Origin of the sequence: Kocuria varians, from assembly GCF_006539885.1 — a bacterium.
Taxonomy (GTDB): domain Bacteria; phylum Actinomycetota; class Actinomycetes; order Actinomycetales; family Micrococcaceae; genus Kocuria; species Kocuria varians.
Genome location: NZ_BJNW01000010.1, coordinates 35,346 through 52,095, shown reverse-complemented (window position 1 = coordinate 52,095; position 16,750 = coordinate 35,346). Strand labels below are relative to the sequence as shown.

General features: G+C 71.2%; 15 protein-coding genes. 5 read left to right on the top strand and 10 right to left on the bottom strand.

The window, feature by feature from the left end; genetic code table 11:
• Positions 1-9: 9 nt before the first annotated feature.
• Positions 10-1,818, top strand: a complete 1,809-nt coding sequence (locus KVA01_RS06805) for an AMP-dependent synthetase/ligase (protein WP_068467065.1) — start codon at positions 10-12, stop codon at positions 1,816-1,818.
• Between the two features lie 78 nt (positions 1,819-1,896).
• Here the strand turns inward: KVA01_RS06805 and KVA01_RS06800 are convergent, their stop codons facing one another.
• Complete coding sequence (locus tag KVA01_RS06800) at positions 1,897-3,324, bottom strand: mycothione reductase (RefSeq protein ID WP_068467063.1); 1,428 nt, start codon at positions 3,322-3,324, stop codon at positions 1,897-1,899.
• Between the two features lie 177 nt (positions 3,325-3,501).
• Positions 3,502-6,951 (bottom strand): pyruvate carboxylase, encoded by a 3,450-nt coding sequence (locus KVA01_RS06795; RefSeq protein WP_068467060.1) that lies wholly within the window; start codon positions 6,949-6,951, stop codon positions 3,502-3,504.
• Positions 6,952-7,185: 234 nt separating this feature from the next.
• Here KVA01_RS06795 and KVA01_RS06790 point away from each other — a divergent pair, with 234 nt between their 5' ends.
• Positions 7,186-8,025 (top strand): ParA family protein, encoded by an 840-nt coding sequence (locus tag KVA01_RS06790; protein WP_068467058.1) that lies wholly within the window; start codon positions 7,186-7,188, stop codon positions 8,023-8,025.
• 56 nt (positions 8,026-8,081) lie between these two features.
• Here the strand turns inward: KVA01_RS06790 and KVA01_RS06785 are convergent, their stop codons facing one another.
• The 5 genes from KVA01_RS06785 to gcvH form a co-directional block, all read right to left on the bottom strand.
• Entirely contained in the window at positions 8,082-8,624 is a 543-nt protein-coding gene (locus KVA01_RS06785; RefSeq protein ID WP_068467111.1) for a MerR family transcriptional regulator, read from the bottom strand.
• A gap of 233 nt (positions 8,625-8,857) precedes the next feature.
• On the bottom strand, positions 8,858-9,370 hold the full coding sequence (locus KVA01_RS06780; RefSeq protein ID WP_068467056.1) for a bifunctional nuclease family protein: 513 nt from the start codon (positions 9,368-9,370) through the stop codon (positions 8,858-8,860).
• The gene (gene ftsR / locus KVA01_RS06775; protein WP_231860530.1) at positions 9,367-10,095 is read right to left on the bottom strand and encodes a transcriptional regulator FtsR; all 729 of its coding nucleotides are present in this window, start codon (positions 10,093-10,095) and stop codon (positions 9,367-9,369) included. The genes KVA01_RS06780 and ftsR overlap by 4 nt, the downstream gene beginning before the upstream one ends.
• A gap of 41 nt (positions 10,096-10,136) precedes the next feature.
• Positions 10,137-10,580, bottom strand: a complete 444-nt coding sequence (locus KVA01_RS06770) for an FHA domain-containing protein (RefSeq protein ID WP_068467053.1) — start codon at positions 10,578-10,580, stop codon at positions 10,137-10,139.
• 31 nt (positions 10,581-10,611) lie between these two features.
• Positions 10,612-10,998, bottom strand: coding sequence for a glycine cleavage system protein GcvH (gcvH, locus tag KVA01_RS06765; RefSeq protein WP_068467050.1), 387 nt, complete (start codon positions 10,996-10,998; stop codon positions 10,612-10,614).
• Positions 10,999-11,111: 113 nt separating this feature from the next.
• On the opposite strand from gcvH, the gene KVA01_RS06760 reads away from it, so the two are divergent.
• Complete coding sequence (locus tag KVA01_RS06760; RefSeq protein WP_082810174.1) at positions 11,112-12,551, top strand: TrkH family potassium uptake protein; 1,440 nt, start codon at positions 11,112-11,114, stop codon at positions 12,549-12,551.
• 140 nt (positions 12,552-12,691) lie between these two features.
• Positions 12,692-13,381: a potassium channel family protein gene (locus KVA01_RS06755; RefSeq protein ID WP_068467049.1), complete on the top strand. Its 690-nt coding sequence runs from the start codon at positions 12,692-12,694 to the stop codon at positions 13,379-13,381.
• Positions 13,382-13,413: 32 nt separating this feature from the next.
• Here the strand turns inward: KVA01_RS06755 and KVA01_RS12940 are convergent, their stop codons facing one another.
• Together KVA01_RS12940 and KVA01_RS06750 are read right to left on the bottom strand one after the other, a co-directional pair.
• Positions 13,414-13,695 carry a hypothetical protein gene (locus KVA01_RS12940; protein ID WP_331709404.1) on the bottom strand — a complete coding sequence of 94 codons (282 nt, stop codon included), beginning with the start codon at positions 13,693-13,695 and terminating at the stop codon, positions 13,414-13,416.
• Positions 13,587-14,429, bottom strand: a complete 843-nt coding sequence (locus KVA01_RS06750; protein WP_233438797.1) for a GTP-binding protein — start codon at positions 14,427-14,429, stop codon at positions 13,587-13,589. The genes KVA01_RS12940 and KVA01_RS06750 overlap by 109 nt, the downstream gene beginning before the upstream one ends.
• 127 nt (positions 14,430-14,556) lie before the next feature.
• On the opposite strand from KVA01_RS06750, the gene KVA01_RS06745 reads away from it, so the two are divergent.
• The gene (locus tag KVA01_RS06745) at positions 14,557-16,074 is read left to right on the top strand and encodes a cation:proton antiporter (protein ID WP_141269470.1); all 1,518 of its coding nucleotides are present in this window, start codon (positions 14,557-14,559) and stop codon (positions 16,072-16,074) included.
• A 152-nt stretch (positions 16,075-16,226) separates the two neighbouring features.
• Here KVA01_RS06745 and KVA01_RS13170 read toward each other — a convergent pair whose 3' ends face one another.
• On the bottom strand, positions 16,227-16,709 hold the full coding sequence (locus KVA01_RS13170; protein WP_307723017.1) for an aminotransferase class I/II-fold pyridoxal phosphate-dependent enzyme: 483 nt from the start codon (positions 16,707-16,709) through the stop codon (positions 16,227-16,229).
• Positions 16,710-16,750: the final 41 nt, after the last annotated feature.

Below are 16,750 nucleotides of genomic sequence, written 5' to 3'. Positions count from 1 at the left end.
AGGGACCCCATGAGACGCGTCACCGCTCCCGCCATCGTCGACCCCCTGCCGTACCCCGGCATCGCTCACATCCTCGCCCGACGGGCGGAGCAGACCCCGGATGCGGTGCTCTACACGGTGCTGACCGAGGGCCGGGAGCGGGACGTCACCGCCCGGCAGTTCCGCGACGAGGTCGTCGCGCTCGCCCGGGGCATCGCCGCCCGCGGGATCGGCCCCGGGGACCGCGTGGGCCTGCTGAGCCGCACCCGCTACGAGTGGACGCTCGTGGACTTCGCGCTGTGGTGGCTCGGGGCCGTCCCGGTGCCCGTCTACGACACCTCCTCCCCGGACCAGATCGCGTGGATCCTCTCGGACTCGCAGTCCCGCGCGGTCTTCGTGGAGAACGACGAGCTCGCGGAGCGCGTGCGCGAGGCGGCGCAGGGCACGGCCTTCCCCGCCGCCGAGCGGATCTGCGTGTTCGACACGGACACCGCCGAGTTCTCGCTGGACGCCCTCGTGGCTCAGGGCTCGGAGCGCACCGACCTCGCCACGCCCCACGACGGCGTGAGCCTGGACGACACCGCGACCTTGATCTACACCTCCGGGACCACGGGACCGCCCAAGGGCTGCGAGCTCACCCACGGCAACTTCGTGGCGTGCGCGCAGAACACGATCCCCGTGGCCGGGCCCATCATGGCCGACGGCGCCCGCACCCTGCTCTTCCTGCCCCTGGCCCACGTGTTCGCCCGGTTCGTGGAGGTCACCTCCCTGGACGCCGGGATCACACTGGCCCACACGCCGGACGTCTCCCGGCTCATGGACGACCTCGCGCGCTTCAGGCCCACGTTCATCCTGGCGGTGCCGCGGGTCTTCGAGAAGATCCTCGCGGGTGCGCGCTTCAAGGCCCAGGCGGGCTCCCCCGTGAAGAAGCTGATCTTCGAGCGTGCCGTGGCCACCGCCGCCGCGTGGTCCCGCGCGGCCCAGGCCGGGAAGGTCCCCCTCTGGCTGCGGGCGCGGCACCGGCTCTACGACGGACTCGTCTACTCCACCCTGCGGGAGGCCATGGGCGGGGAGGTCCGCTACGCGGTCTCCGGCGGCGCGTCCCTGGGGGAACACCTGGCGCACTTCTTCAACGGCATCGGCGTGTACGTGGTGGAGGGCTACGGGCTGACCGAGACCACCGCCCCGATCGCGGGCAACTTCCCCTCCATCAACCGCATCGGCACCGTGGGCCACCCGATTCCGGGCAACGAGATCGCGATCGCCGAGGACGGCGAGATCCTCGTGCGCGGCAGCAACGTCTTCGCGCGCTACCACGGCCTGCCGGAGAAGAGCGCGGAGGCGTTCCGCGACGGCTGGTTCGCCACCGGTGACCTCGGGAGCCTGGACGAGGAAGGCCTGCTCACGGTCACCGGGCGGAAGAAGGAGATCATCGTCACCGCCGGCGGCAAGAACGTGATCCCCTCCCAGCTGGAGGACCCCGTCAGGGCGTCGGCCACGGTGGGCCAGATCATGGTCGTGGGCGACAACCGCCCGTTCGTCGCCGCACTGATCACGCTGGACCCGGAGACCCTGCCGGAGGTGATGAAGGGGCTGGGGCTGGATGCGAACATGGACCCGGCCCGCGCCGCGCACGACGAGACCGTGATCGCGCACGTGCAGAAGATCGTGGACCACGCCAACACCAAGGTCTCCCGCGCCGAGGGCATCAAGGCCTTCCGCATCCTGGAGCAGGACCTCACCGTGGAAGAGGGTTACCTGACGCCCTCGCTCAAGCTCAAGCGCGCCCGCGTGGCCGAGGACTTCGCGGACGTGATCGAGAGCATCTACACGAAGTAGGCACGACGGCGCCGCGGGGCCCGGTTCGCAGCGGGGGCCCCGCGGCGTCGTCGTTCCCGATGGTCCAGACCCCGCGGCTCAGTCGCCCGGGCGCTGGTCCGGGGCGTCCAGGCCGAGCAGCGCGTTCTCCACGACCTCCGCGAGCGCGGGGTGGATCCAGTACTGACCGCGGGCCATCTCGTGCACCGTGAGGCCGAAGGACATGCCCTGCACGAGCGGCTGCACGAGGTTCGAGGCGTCACGGCCGACCAGGTGCGCGCCGAGCAGCCGGCCGGTGCGGGAGTCCGCGATGAGCTTGCAGATCCCCGTGTGGTCGTCCATGGCCCAGCCGTAGGCCACGTCCCCGAAGTTCTGCTCCTTCACGGTCAGCCGGGCGCCGTGCTCCTCGGCCCACTCGCGGGCCTGGCGCTCGGTCATGCCCACGGAGGCGATCTGCGGCTCGGTGAAGACGGCCGAGGGCACGAACCGGTGGTCGGTGGGCCGCAGGTCCTCGGGGTGCACGAGGTTGTGCGAGACGGTGCGCGCCTCCGCGTTGGCCACGTGCTTGAGCTGGTACGGGGAGCAGACATCGCCGAGCGCCCAGAGCCCCGGAACGGGCTCGCCGTCCGAGAGCACTCGCTGGTAGTCGTCCACGGCCAGCAGTCCGGCGTCCGTGACGTCCAGGTGCGCGGCCTGCGGGTGCAGGGTGTCCGCGTTCGGGACCCGGCCGGTGGCCAGCAGCACGATCTCGGTGCTGCGCTCCCAGGTGCGGCCCGAACCGTCGGAGGCCTCGGCCGTCACCGAGAGGCGGCCGTCCTCGGCCCGCGTGATCCCGGTGATGCTCCACCCGGTCTGCAGGTCCCAGTGCCGGGCGGCCTCACGCTGGAAGCGCTCCGCAATGGTGTCGTCGTGGTGGCGCAGCAGGCGCTCGGAACGGTTGAGCTGGGTGACCGCAGCGCCCAGGCCGCGGAACACGTGGCAGAACTCGGCGGCCACGTAGCCGCCGCCCACCACCACGACGTCGCGCGGGAACTGCGGCAGACGCATCACGGTGTCGGAGGTGTGCACCCCGGGCAGGTCCGTGCCGGGGACGTCCGGTAGGTGCACGCGCGAGCCGTTGGCCAGCACGATCTGCGGGGCGGTGAGCTGCTCCCCCGAGTCGGTCTCCAGCACGTGGGGTTCCACGAAGTGGACGTACTCCCGGATCACGCTCACGTTCTCGAGCGACTCGCGGTACTTCAGCCCGCCCGAGGAGATGGCGTCGATCCGGGAGAAGATCCGGTCCCGCATGCTCGGCCAGTCCACCCCGCGGAACTCGATCTCCACACCGAGCCGCACGGCGTCGCGCGCCTGGTCCGAGACCGTGGCCGGGTACGCGTACATCTTGGTGGGGATGCACCCCACGTTCAGACACGTGCCCCCGAAGGGGCCGGGCTCGACGATGGCGACGTCCAGGTCCGCGTACTCGTCCGTGAGGATGGAGTTGCCGGAGCCGGAGCCCACGATGATGAGGTCGAATGAACGCATGGGCCCCATCCTAGGCCGCCGCCGTGGACGCCTCCCACGCGCCGTCGTCGGCCCCCGCCCGGGTACGACGACGCGGCCCACAACGCCAGCGCGGCCAGCCGGGACAGCGTAGCCAACCAGGACAGGGCAGGGAAGCGCACGGCACCGGCGCGGCCGACGGCGCGTCACGTCACGCGCTCACTCGGGATCGATCACCAGAACCAGGTCTCCGCCGCTCACGTGGGCGGTGTCCGCGAGCGCCACGCGCGAGACCGTGCCGGAGACAGGAGCCGTGATGGAGGCCTCCATCTTCATGGCCTCGATGGTCGCCACGGAGTCCCCCGCGGAGACCGTGGCACCCTCCTGGACGGCCACCGTGACGGCACCGGCGAAGGGCGCGGCCACGTGGCCGGGCTTGGAGGTGTCCGCCTTCTCGGTCTCCACGACCTGCGAGGACACGGACTCGTCGCGGATCTCGAGCAGGCGCAGCTGGCCGTTGAGCGTGACCATGACGGTGCGCATGCCCTTGTCGTCCGGCTCGGAGATCGCCTGCAGGGTGACGAGCAGACGCACGCCCTTGCCCAGGGAGATCACGTGCTCGAAGTCCTGCTGCAGCCCGTAGAGGAAGTCGCGCGTGTGCAACAGGGAGAGGTCCCCGTACCTGGCCCGCGAGCTCGCGTACTCCTTCGTGGGGCCGGGGAAGAGCAGCCGGTTCAGCGCCGCACGGCGAACCTCACCGGGCTGGCCGAGCTCCTCCTTGTCCTGGGCCGTGAGCTCCTTGTCCGCGAGGTTCACGGTGCGTCCCTCGAGCGCCTTGGTGCGGAACGGCTCCGGCCAGCCGGCCGGCGGCGTGCCCAGCTCCCCGGCGAGGAAGTTGATCACGGAGTCGGGGATGTCGAACTTGCGCGGATCCGCCTCGAACTCGGCGGGATCCACGTCCATGCCCACGAGCTGCAGGGCCAGGTCCCCCACGACCTTCGAGGACGGCGTGACCTTCACCAGGTGACCGAGCATGCGGTCCGCGGCGTGGTACATGTCCTCGATCGCCTCGAACTTCTCACCGAGGCCCAGGGCAATGGCCTGCTGCCGCAGGTTGGAGAGCTGCCCGCCCGGGATCTCGTGGCGGTACACGCGACCCGTGGGACCGGTGAGCCCGGACTCGAACGGCTTGTAGATGGAGCGCACGACCTCCCAGTAGGGCTCGAGGTCGCTCACGGCGTCCAGGTCCAGCCGCGTGTCCCGGGCCGTGTTCTCCAGCGCGGCCACGAGCGCGGAGCCCGAGACCTGGGAGGTGGTGCCGGCCATCGACGCCGAGGCGGCGTCGACCGCGTCCACCCCCGCCTCCGCCGCGGCGAGCAGCGTGGCGAGCTGGCCCCCGGCGGTGTCGTGGGTGTGCAGGTGCACGGGCAGGTCGAAGCGCTCGCGCAGCGCCGTGACCAGGCGCCGCGCCGCCTCCGGGCGCAGCAGCCCCGCCATGTCCTTGATGGCGAGCACGTGCGCCCCGGCGTCCACGCACTGCTGCGCGAGGTCCAGGTAGTAGTCGAGCGTGTAGACGGTCTCCTCCGGGTCCAGCAGGTTGCCCGTGTAGCACAGGGCCACCTCGGCCACGGCGGTGCCGGTCGCGCGCACCGCCTCGATGGCCGGGCGCATCTGCTCGACGTCGTTGAGCGCGTCGAAGATCCGGAAGATGTCGACGCCGGTCTCCGCCGCCTCCGCGACGAACGCGTCCGTCACCTCCGTGGGGTAGGGCGTGTACCCCACGGTGTTGCGCCCGCGCAGCAGCATCTGGATGGGGATGTTCGGCATGGCCTCGCGCAGCAGCCGCAGCCGCTCCCAGGGGTCCTCCCCCAGGAAGCGCAGCGCGACGTCGTACGTGGCACCGCCCCACGCCTCGACCGAGAGCAGACCGGGCAGGAGGTGCGCGTACGCGGGAGCCGCGGAGAGCAGGTCGCGCGTGCGGACGCGCGTGGCCAGCAGGGACTGGTGGGCGTCACGGAACGTCGTGGACGTCACCGCCAGCGGCTCGTACTCGCGCAGCGCCCGGGCGAAGCCCTCGGGACCGCGCTCCTGGAGCACCTGGCGCCACCCCGCCGGGACCTCGTGCTGGGACGGGCCGTCGAACGGGCTGCGGAACGGCTCGTCGCGCTTGTCCCCCGGGTAGTGCGGAAGCTTGTCGCGCGGGTCGATGCCGTCCACGCGCTCGCCGTTGGGCTTGTTGACCGTGACGTGCGCGAGGTAGTTCAGTGCGCGCGTGCCGCGGTCCGCGGAGCCCTTGCCCTTGAGCAGGTCCGGGTGGTTCTCGATGAAGTCCGTGGCGACGTCCCCGGCCAGGAAGTCAGGGTCGTGCAGCACCGCCTGCAGGAACTGGATGTTCGTGGCGATGCCGCGGATCCGGAACTCGGCGAGCGCACGGCGTGCCCGCAGCACCGCCGTTTCGTAGTCGCGGCCGCGGCACGTGAGCTTCACGAGCATCGAGTCGAAGTGCGGGGAGATCTCCGCGCCCGCGTAGAGCGTGCCGCCGTCCAGGCGCACGCCCGCACCACCGGCGGAGCGGTAGGCGGAGACCTTGCCCACGTCCGGGCGGAACTCGTTGGACGGGTCCTCCGTGGTGATGCGGCACTGCAGCGCGGCACCCCGGACCCGCAGGTCCTCCTGGGCGATGCCGAGCTCCGCGAGCGACTCCCCCGCCGCGATCCTCAGCTGGGACTGCACGAGGTCCACGTCCGTGATCTCCTCGGTCACGGTGTGCTCCACCTGGATCCGCGGGTTCATCTCGATGAACACGTGCTGACCGGCGCGCTCGCCGGCGGTATCCACCAGGAACTCGACCGTCCCGGCGTTCACGTAGCCCAGTTCCTTCGCGAACTTCACGGCGTCGCGGTGCAGGGCGTCGCGGATCTCCGGGTCCAGGTGCGGGGCCGGGGCGATCTCGATGACCTTCTGGTGGCGGCGCTGCAGGGAGCAGTCGCGCTCGAAGAGGTGGACGATCTCGCCGTCGTTGTCCGCGAGCACCTGCACCTCGATGTGGCGCGGGCGCAGCACGGCCTGCTCGATGAACACGGTGGGGTCGCCGAAGGCCGTGTCCGCCTCGCGCATGGCGGCGTCGAGCGCGTCCGAGAGCTGCTCGGGTGCCTCCACGCGGCGCATGCCACGACCGCCGCCGCCGGCCACGGCCTTCACGAACACGGGGTAGCCGATCTTCTCGGCCTCCGCGACCAGGAACTCCTTGTCCGAGGAGGGGTCCGAGGACTCGAGCGTGGGAATCCCCGCGCGACGGGCCGCGCGCAGCGCCTCGACCTTGTTGCCCGCGAGCTCGAGGATCTCGGCGCGCGGCCCCACGAAGGTGATGCCCTCGGCCGCAGCGGCGCGCGCGAGCTCGGGGTTCTCGGAGAGGAAGCCGTACCCGGGGTAGATGGCGTCCGCACCGGACTCCTTCGCCACCCGGATGATCTCGGCGACGTCCAGGTACGCCCGCACGGGGTGCCCGTCCTCGCCGATGTGGTACGCCTCGTCCGCCTTCTGCCGGTGGATCGAGTTGCGGTCCTCGTAGGGGAACACGGCCACGGTCTTGGCCCCGAGCTCGTACGCCGCTCGGAACGCACGGATGGCGATCTCGCCTCTGTTGGCCACCAGGATCTTGGAGAACATTGCTACCGTTTCCGCGCGCGGGACCGGTGGGTCGCCGCGCACTGGGTGAGGAGTCACATACCGCCACAGAGTTTACGTGAGCCGTGACTCACGGCATCGCATGGACACAACGTGTCCCCTTCCCGCACGCCGTGTGAACACGGCGTGCCACCACGCGTTCCCGCGGTGAACTCCACCCATTAACATGTACCTGTGGGCTGTATAGCCACACTTCGGTTGACAGAAGGGTGACCCGTGCAGATCGTCAGCATCAGCAGCCTCAAGGGCGGCGTGGGCAAGTCCTCCGTGGTCCTCGGGCTCGCCTCTGCGGCCCTCGAGGCGCAGGTCCCCACCCTGGTGGTCGACCTCGATCCGCACGGGGACGCCTCCACCGCGCTCGGCGTGCGCGCGGCACCGGGTCAGGACGTGGGCAGCGTCCTGCGCCGTCCTCGCAAGGGCGCCATGGCGAGCGTCGCCACGGTCTCCCCCTGGACGCGCCACCCCATCACCCCGGAGGTCCGGGGCACCCGGCACCACGCCGGGTGGCAGCCCTGGGGTTCGCCCACCGCCCGGGGGCCGGTGCTGGACGTGGCCCCCGGCTCCGCGGCGTCGTCCCACCTGGACCACGCGACCTACCGGGCCAAGGACCTCAAGCGCCTGGAGACGGCCCTGCACGGCCTGGACCGCTACGAGCTCGTGCTGATCGACTGCCCTCCCACCCTCAGCGCCCTGACGCGCATGGCGTGGGCGGCCTCCCACATGGTGCTCTCCGTGGCCGAGCCGTCCCTGTTCTCCGTGGCGGGCACGCGGCGCACGATGACGGCGCTCGCGCAGTTCGAGAACTCGCGGATCTGGGCGGTGCCGGACGCCGGGGTGATCGTGAACCGCTTCCGTGACGGATCCGACGAGCAGCAGCACCGCGTGCGGGAGCTCCAGGACCTCTTCGGTCAGCTCGTGGTGGACCCGGTGCTCCCGGACGCCCCCGCGGTGCAGCAGGCGCAGGGTGCCGCGTGGCCCGTGCACCGCTGGCCGGGCACGGCGGCGGAGGACGTCTCACGGCGTTTCAGCACGGTGCTGCAGGGAATGATGCACTGACCCCTCGCCCGAGGGGATTCCCCGCGGACACGCCGAGACCGTCCGGGGAACCGGAGTCAACCCGCGTTCTTCTTGCGCCGCCGGGCGCGGCGGGCCGAGAGCTCGTCCTCGGGGAACGCCTCGGCCTGGGCAGCGCCGTCCAGTGCGGCGTGCTCCGCTGGCATGGACGCGAGCGTGGCCTCGACCTCGCGCCACACGCGGCCCACGGCGATGCCGAAGACACCCTGACCGCCCTGGACGAGGTCGATCACCTCGTGCGGGGACGTGCACTCGTAGACGCTGGCGCCGTCGGACATCAGCGTCAGGCGCGTGAGGTCCTCGATGCCGCGCAGCCGCAGGGCACCGACGGCCGAGCGGATCTGCTGGAGCGAGACACCGGTGTCGAGCAGGCGCTTGACCACCTTGAGCACGAGGATGTCCCGGAAGCTGTAGAGGCGCTGCGAGCCGGAGCCCTTGGCACCTCGTACGGTGGGCTGCACGAGGCTGGTGCGCGCCCAGTAGTCGAGCTGGCGGTAGGAGATCCCCGCGGCCTTGCACGCCGTGGGCCCGCGGAAGCCGACGGACTCGTCGTAGTTGCTGAGGTCGTCGGAGAAGAGCATCTCCTGGGTGCCGCCCGCGAGGGAGGATGCGCGCAGCCGTGCCGCGTCCAGCGGCAGCTCGGGGTTGCTCAAGCGTCCTCCTCGGGTTCTGTGGCGTACACGGTGCTCGGTCGCCCGCCCCGCGCTCGATGGTGCATTCCTGACCGTAGACCCGCTCATGGACGGGGTCAAAGACATCCGGGCGGGGGCGGTCGTGTCGCCAGCCTACTCGCGGTGGCCCGCCACCGGGGGATTCACGGCTGGAAGTCCTCCGGGTCCACCTGGTCCAGGAAGTCGCGGAACTCCCGCACCTGGGCCTCTGCCTCCCGGGGCTCGTCCCCGGCCTGTTCCCGCAGCTCGCCATCCGCGCTGAGGACCAGCCCTGCTTCGTCCAGGACCGCCGCGGCGCACAGCACAGGGCACCCCGTGCGGGCGGCGATCGCCAGCGCGTCCGAGGCGCGGGCGTCCACGACCGTGGCGTCGTCGAACGTGATGGCCGCGTGGAAGACGGTGTCCTCGACCGTGTGCACGACCACGCTCGAGACGCTGCGGCCGAGCTTGTCGACCACGGCGAGCAGCAGATCGTGGGTCAGCGGCCGCGGCGGGTCGATCCCCTGGAGGGCGAAGACGATGGACGTGGCCTCGTTGGTCCCCACCCAGATGGGCAGGCGGCGCGGCCCCTCCAGCTCACGCAGCACCACCACGGGCTGACCGCTCGGCACGTCCATGCGCACGCCGGCGATCTCCATGCGGACGTCCACGCTCACCGGGTGTTCCTGGGCTGCCCCGGTGCCTCGAAGCCCCGGACGGTGTCATCCACCTGCGCGTGGACCATTGCGGACATTATGGACAGGCACAGCGACGAGATCTCCCGGGCCCGCTGCACGGCGGTCTGCCGCGTCTCCGGGTCGCGGCGGTTGCGCAGCGGCGCCACGCTGCCGTCCACGAGGGCCACGATCCGCTCGGACGCACCCCGCAGCACCCGCAGGTGGCGGGGCTCGATCCCGTAGCCGCTGAGCCCCGCGGCCGCGCGCGCAATGGCCAGGGCGCGGTCGTCGAACTCACCGGACCTTTCCACGAGCAGACCGTGGTTGAGCATCTCGCGCAGCAGGGGCACTTCGGAGCCCGAACGCGCCGCGAGCTCGCGCAGCGTGTAGCGGCGTTCGCTCGGCGCGCGGTCCCCGGCCGCCTCACCCTCGGGGCCCGCGGTGTCTTCCGGCGGCGTCGTCTCCGGGACCTGCGGCTCCGTGCCCGCCGCCGGGTCCAGGCCCCGGTCCAGCCGGTCGCGGATCACCCGCAGCGGCAGGTAGCGCTCCTGCTGCAGCGACAGGACGGTCTCCAGCCGCTCGATGTCCTGCTCCGCGTACTTGCGGTAGCCGGACGCCGTGCGCTGCGGGTGCACCAGCCCCTGGTCCTCCAGGAAGCGCACCTTGGAGGCGGTCAGGTCGGGGAAACGCGGCTGCAGGCGTCGCAGCAGTGCTCCGATGCCCACGCGGGGGGTCTGCGTCTGCTCGGATCCAGGCATGGAGGGCGTCAGGCCCCGTTCTGCACGGAGTGGTAGAAGGTGAACCGGAACTTGCCGATCTGCACCTCGTCGCCGTTGTCCAGGACCTTCGCGTTGATGCGGTCGCTGTTCACATAGGTGCCGTTGAGCGAGGACTGGTCCACGATCTCGAACGTGTCGTGGTGGCGGATGAACTGCGCGTGACGCCGGGAGACGGTGACGTCGTCCAGGAACACCGAGCACCCGGGGTGGCGCCCGGCGATGACCTCGTCCCGGTCCAGCAGGAACCGTGCACCGGCCTGACCTCCGTTGGTCTCGAGCAGCAGCGCCGAGCCCGGGGGCAGCGCCGCGACCGCGTTCTGCTCGCCCTCGGTCAGCTTGTGGTGCGCGGCGGTCGAGAGCACGTCCGCGACGATCTGGATGGACGTGGTCTCCGGACCCGTGCGGGACTCGGAATTCTCTTGATTGGACATGGATCCCCTCACCTCACGTGAAGTGTCGTTGTTAGTCCAGCAGCTGCTGGTAAGCCTGTGCGTCCAACAGGTCCGCGGTGGCCTCCCCCGAGTCCACGCAAACCGTGAAGAGCCAGCCGGCCTCGTAGGGCGACTCGTTGAGCAGCCCCGGGTTGTCCGCGAGCTCCTCGTTCACGCTCACGATCTCCCCGCTCACGGGCGCGAAGAGGTCGCTGACGGACTTCGTGGACTCGACCTCGCCCACGACGTCGCCGGCGGCCGTGGTGTCCCCGACCTCCGGGAGCTGGACGAAGACGACCTCGCCCAGTTCGCTCTGTGCGTGGTCGGTGATGCCCACGCGGAAAGTGCTGTCCTCGTGGAGGTCCTCGACCCACTCGTGCTCTTCGGTGTACGCGAGTTCCGCGGGAATGTCGGTCATGTCGGTCAGTTTAGGGCACGCGCGCCGCCGTAGCGTTCATCACACACGCGCACGGTGGACGAGCCGCGCGGCGTGGCCTACCCGCGGGCTCCGGACGGGTGTACTTTTACCCGGTGCCCATCACCGAGGCGTTCAGCCAGGCCGCGACCCGTGCGCGCACGCACGGGTCCAGAATCCCCCGCGCCGTCCCCCTGCTGCGGCAGCGCCGGGACCCGCTGCACGTCCACGAGCTCACACCCGCCCGCTCGGCGCGGATCATCGTCACCGCGTTCCTGCTCGCACTGCTGGTCGGCACCGGCCTGCTCATGCTGCCGCCCGCCACGACCGCCCCCGGGGGCACGGACCCGGTCACCGCGGCCTTCACCGCCACGTCCGCCCTGTGCGTGACAGGCCTGGTCACCGTGGACACCGCCACGTACTGGACCACGTTCGGGCAGGTGGTGATCATCTGCCTGATCCAGGTGGGCGGGCTCGGCGTCATGACCTTCACAACCATGCTGGGCATCCTGCTCGCGCGGAAGTTCGGTCTCTCCACCCGGCTGCTGGCCAACGCGGAGACCAAGTCCCGGGGTGGCGCCCGAGAGGTGGTCGCGCGGATCGTGCTGACCACCGCCGTGGTCGAGTGCACCGCAGCCGCCATCCTCTTCCTGCGCTTCTGGGGGCACTACCACTACTCCCCCGGCACGGCGCTGGCCCACGCGGCGTTCCACTCGGTGTCCGCGTTCAACAACGCGGGCTTCGCGCTGTACTCCCTCAACGTCATGGACTTCGCCGGGGACCCCTGGATCCTGCTGACGCTGGCCGCGTGCGTGATCCTGGGCGGCCTGGGCTTTCCCGTGCTCTACGAGCTGCGCCGCCACGTCCGCTCCCCCCGGCGCTGGAGCATGAACACCCGGCTGGTGCTGCTCGCGACCCCCGTGCTGCTGATCGGCGGCACCGTGTTCCTCGCGGTGCTCGAGTGGAACAACTCGCAGACCATGGGCGACGAGTCCCCCGCCGTGAAGGTGCTCAACGCGTTCTTCCAGTCCACGATCTCCCGCACCGCCGGGTTCAACAGCATCGACATCTCCCACATGCACCCCGTCTCGTGGCTGGGCATGGACATCATGATGTTCATCGGCGCCGGTCCCGCGGGCACCGCCGGCGGTCTGAAGGTGACGACGTTCGGGGTGCTGTTCTTCATCGCCCTCACCGAGATCCGCGGCGGCGCGGCCGTGCCCGTGCTCGGCAAGCAGCTCTCCCGCTCCGTCCAGCGCGAGGCCATGACCGTGGTGGTGCTGGCCACGGGCGCGGTGATCGGCGGCACCATGCTGATCATGCTCTCGGACGAGAGCCTCGGCCTGGACCGCGTGCTCTTCGAGTGCATCTCCGCCTTCGCCACGGTGGGACTGAGCACCGGGATCACCCCCACGCTCACCGCGTTCGGGCAGTGCGTGCTGATCGCCCTGATGTTCATGGGGCGCCTCGGACCCGTGACGGTGGCCGCCGCGATCGCGTTCGGCCGCAAGCCCCCCGCCTACGAGCTCCCCAAGGAGCGGCCCCTGATCGGCTGAGCACCGCGCGGCCCGCCTGCGGGTCCGCGGACGACGTCGCTCTCCGCCTCCCCGCGGCGCCCCCTCCCGCGCCGCGCACCCCACGACCTCACCACCCGCCAGACCCCGAAACCGCACGACCGCACCGAAAGGCACGTCCCATGTTCGGATCCCACCCCGCCGAGTCGAACCGCCGCGGCATGTCCAACGCCGTGGCCGTGATCGGTCTCGGCCGCTTCGGGGGCGCCCTGGCCCTCGAGCTGATGCGCAACGGCACGGACGTGCTCGGCGTGGACCACGACGAGGCCACCGTGCAGCGCTTCAACGGCAAGCTCACGTCCGTGGTGCGCGCGGACGCCACGGACGAGGAGGTGCTGCGCGAGCTGTCCGTGAACGAGTTCGAGCGCGCCGTCGTGGGCATCGGCTCGGACATCCAGGCCAGCATCCTCACCGCGTCCAGGCTCGTGAAGTTCGGCTGCCCCGCGATCTGGGCCAAGGCCATCACCGAGCCCCACGCGGAGATCCTCACGCAGCTCGGCGTGCAGCACGTGGTCAACCCGGAGAGCGACATGGGCACGCGCGCCGCGCACCTGATCCAGCAACGAATCCTGGACTTCGTGCCCATCGACGACGGCTACGCCCTGGTGCGCTGCACGCCACCGGTCCCCCTCCAGCAGCGGCCCATGGACCTGCTCAACGTGCGCCAGAAGCTCGGCGTCTCCGTGGTGGCGGTGTGCCGTCCCGGAGGACAGTGGGAGCCCATCGAGCCCGGGACCATGCTCTACGACGACGACCAGATCCTCGTCATCGGGCCCACCCGCAAGGTCGAGCGCTTCTCGAACCTGGCGTAGCACCCGGTCAGGGGACGTGCCCGACGGGCCGGTCACAGGAACCGGGTCAGCCTCCGCAGCTCGCGCGCCGTGGGCGTTCCCGCGCCGTCCGGGCGCACGAGGACGTCGAGCGCCAGGGGCGACGCCGCGGCGTCGTCCTCCGGGCCGATGGCCACGACCACGGAGTGCGGGGGTGCCCCCGCGGGGCGGCCCGTCCGCTCCACCGTCACGTAGCCGGCCACCGAGTGGGCCACGAACCGGCGCAGCCCGCCGGGGGTGCGGACGTCCGCGATGGCCTTGACGCGGTGGACGGCCGCCGGCGGATCCTCGAGCAGGTCCGCGAGCGCCCCGGGGTCCAGGCAGGCCGCGACGTCCAGGCTGACGGCCCGGTGGTGGAGTGGTGCGCGTGGTGGTGGTCGTGACCGGGGGCCTCCCCCAGGTCCCACAGGGGCAGCTGGCCGCCCTCCGGCACGGTGCGTTCGGCGGCGTCGAAGAACAGCCGCGGGTCCACGGCACCGTGGGGCGCCTCGAGGACCGTGGTGTGCGGGTTCGCGGCGGTGATCCGCTCCCTGGTGCGCGCGAGCTCCTCGGCCTGCGCGAGATCGGTCTTGGTGAGCAGCACGACCGCGGCGGCCTTGACGTGCTGGTCCAGGTCCCAGCCGGCGGACTCCGCGTGGGCCATGTGGGCGGCGTCGACGACCTCCACGAGCCCGCCGAAGCGCACCTCGGCGACCTCCGTGCCCAGCACCAGCTGGATCAGCGCGGGCGGTTCGGCCAGGCCGGAACCCTCGATCACGATGGCGTCGAGGTCCAGGCCGGGCCGTGACAGGGCACACAGGGCGGCGTCGAGCTGGCGCGGGTCCTCGATGCAGCACAGGCAGCCGCCGGCGATCGAGACCGGCTCCGCGACCTGCCCCGCCACGAGCGCGGCGTCCACGTTCACGTCCCAGAAGTCGTTGACGACCACTCCGATGCGTGCGTGCCCGGTGGCCAGGAAGTGGTTGAGCACGGTGGTCTTCCCGGCGCCGAGGTAGCCGGTGAGGATCAGCACGGGGACGGTCTCGGACACGAGGGGCCTTTCCGGGGTCTGGCCGCGCGGGCACGGAACAGCGCGGGGGCGGTGGGCGGACGGCGGGTGCCCGATGCTACCGGACCCGCGGATACACTCTGGGCGACGACGACGAAGGAGATCGCCCGTGGACCAATTGACCCTGCTGGCCGTGGCGGCGGTGATCGTGGTGGTCGCCGTCACGAGCATCTCCGACCGCATCGGGGTGGCCGCTCCCATCCTGCTCGTGATCGTGGGGGTGGGGCTGAGCCTGATCCCCGGGGTGCCCACGGTGACGATGAACCCGGAGGTCATCCTGGACATCGTGCTGCCGTTGCTGCTCTACGCCGCCGCGGTGAACATGCCGGCCACGGACTTCCGTCGCAACCTCGGGGCGACCAGCGCGCTGTCCGTGGTGCTGGTGGTCGTCTCCGCGTTCGCGGTCGGTCTGCTGATCTGGTGGCTGCTGCCGGACCTGGGCCTTGCCGCCGCCGTGGCCCTGGGCGCCGTCGTCAGCCCCCCGGACGCCGTGGTGGTGGCCGTGGTCATCGGCGTGCTCGTGGGGTGGGTCTCCATCCAGATCCGTGCCCACCTGGAGCAGCCCGTCACGAGCACGGCCATCTCCCTGGTGGTGCCGTTCCTGGCGTTCATGCCCGCCGAGCACTTCGAGGCCTCCGGCGTGCTGGCAGTGGTCGTGGCCGGGATCGTCACCGGGATCAAGTCTCCGCGGCTTCTCTCCTCCCAGGCGCGCGTGTCCGAGCGCACCAACTGGCGCACGGTCCTGCTGCTGCTGGAGCACGGCGTGTTCCTGGTGCTCGGGCTGCAGATCGCGGTGCTCGTGGACGAGGTCGAGGACGCCCACCTCAGCGTGGGCGACGCCCTGTGGCTCGGCCTGCTGGTCACCGTGGTGCTGTTCGTGATCCGCTTCGTGTTCGTGGCCCCCATGATCACGGTGATGTCCCGGCAGCAGGAGCGGGCCCGAGGGAAGTCCCAGTGGTACGACGACGCCTTCCAGCGGCTCGAGGGCCATCCGGAGGTCTCCGAGCAGCGCATCACCAACCTGCGCCACATGCTCACGAGGCGTCAGGCGGACGCCTCGTTCTTCAGCAACGAGGGCATCGGCAAACGGGGCGGGTTCGTGCTCGCGTGGTCCGGGATGCGCGGCGTGGTGACCGTGGCCGCCGCCCAGACGCTGCCGGAGGACCTCCCGTACCGGCCGCAGCTGATCCTGATCGCGTTCACCGTGGCGGTGGTGACGCTCGTGGTCCAGGGCGGAACGCTGCCGCTGCTCATCCGCGTCCTGGGCATCCGTGGCTCGGACGAGGAGGAGCTGCAGCGGGAGCTCACCCGCCTGATCAACACGCTCACGGAGGCCTCCGTGGACCTGTTGGAGTCCCCCACCCTGCACCGCGACGACGGCGAGCCGTACAGCGAGAAGGTGCTGGAGATGACCAAGAAGCGCACCCGGAAGATCCCCGAGTCGGTGTCCACCGAGACCATGCAGATCTGGACGACAGCGCGCCAGGAGCAGCAGGAGCTGCAGCGCAAACTGCTGGAGGCCCAGCAGGACGCCCTCCTGGACGCCCAGGCCTCCGGGGTCTACCGCTCGCAGACCATCGAGACCGCCCAGCAGTTCCTGGACCGCCGCAACATGGTCATCGACTGACCCTGGGGCCCGGTCTGCACGGGAGTGGGCGGCGCCGGGTGGTGCACGGACGGACGATGGCGCCCTCCCGGACCGTTCGCCATGCCCCGGACAGACGACGCCGCGGACCCGGGATGCGCGCGGGTCCGCGGCGTCGTCGTCGTCTGTGTGGCTCAGTTCTGCGCGGCCGCCCGCAGCCGGTCCACGGCCTCGACGATCGTCTCCGGGGCGCACGCGAGGTTCATGCGGGCGAAACCCGCCCCGCCGGTGCCGAACGTGGGACCCGGGGACAGCGCGACCCGGGCGTGCTCCAGGGCGTGCGCGGCGGGGTCCTCACCCCAGCCGAGGGCGCGCATGTTCAGCCACGCGAGATAGGTGGCGCTGCCGCGGCGGAAGCACACGGCAGGCAGCTTTTCGGCGAGCTCGCGCTCCAGGAGGTCGACGTTGGCCTGGATCGTCTCGATGGTGCGGTCCAGCCAGTCCGTGCAGTGCAGGAAGCCCTCCCGGGTGGCCAGCAGCCCCATGATCCCCGTGCGGTAGGAGACCGCGTCCGGCACGGCGCGCAGCCACTGCACCATGGGCTCGGAATCCACCACGAACATGGCCGCCTTCAGCCCCGCCAGGTTGAACGCCTTGCTCCCGGACGCCGCCGCCACGCCGTGGTTCCGCGCCGCGTCCGAGACCGAGAGGTACGGGG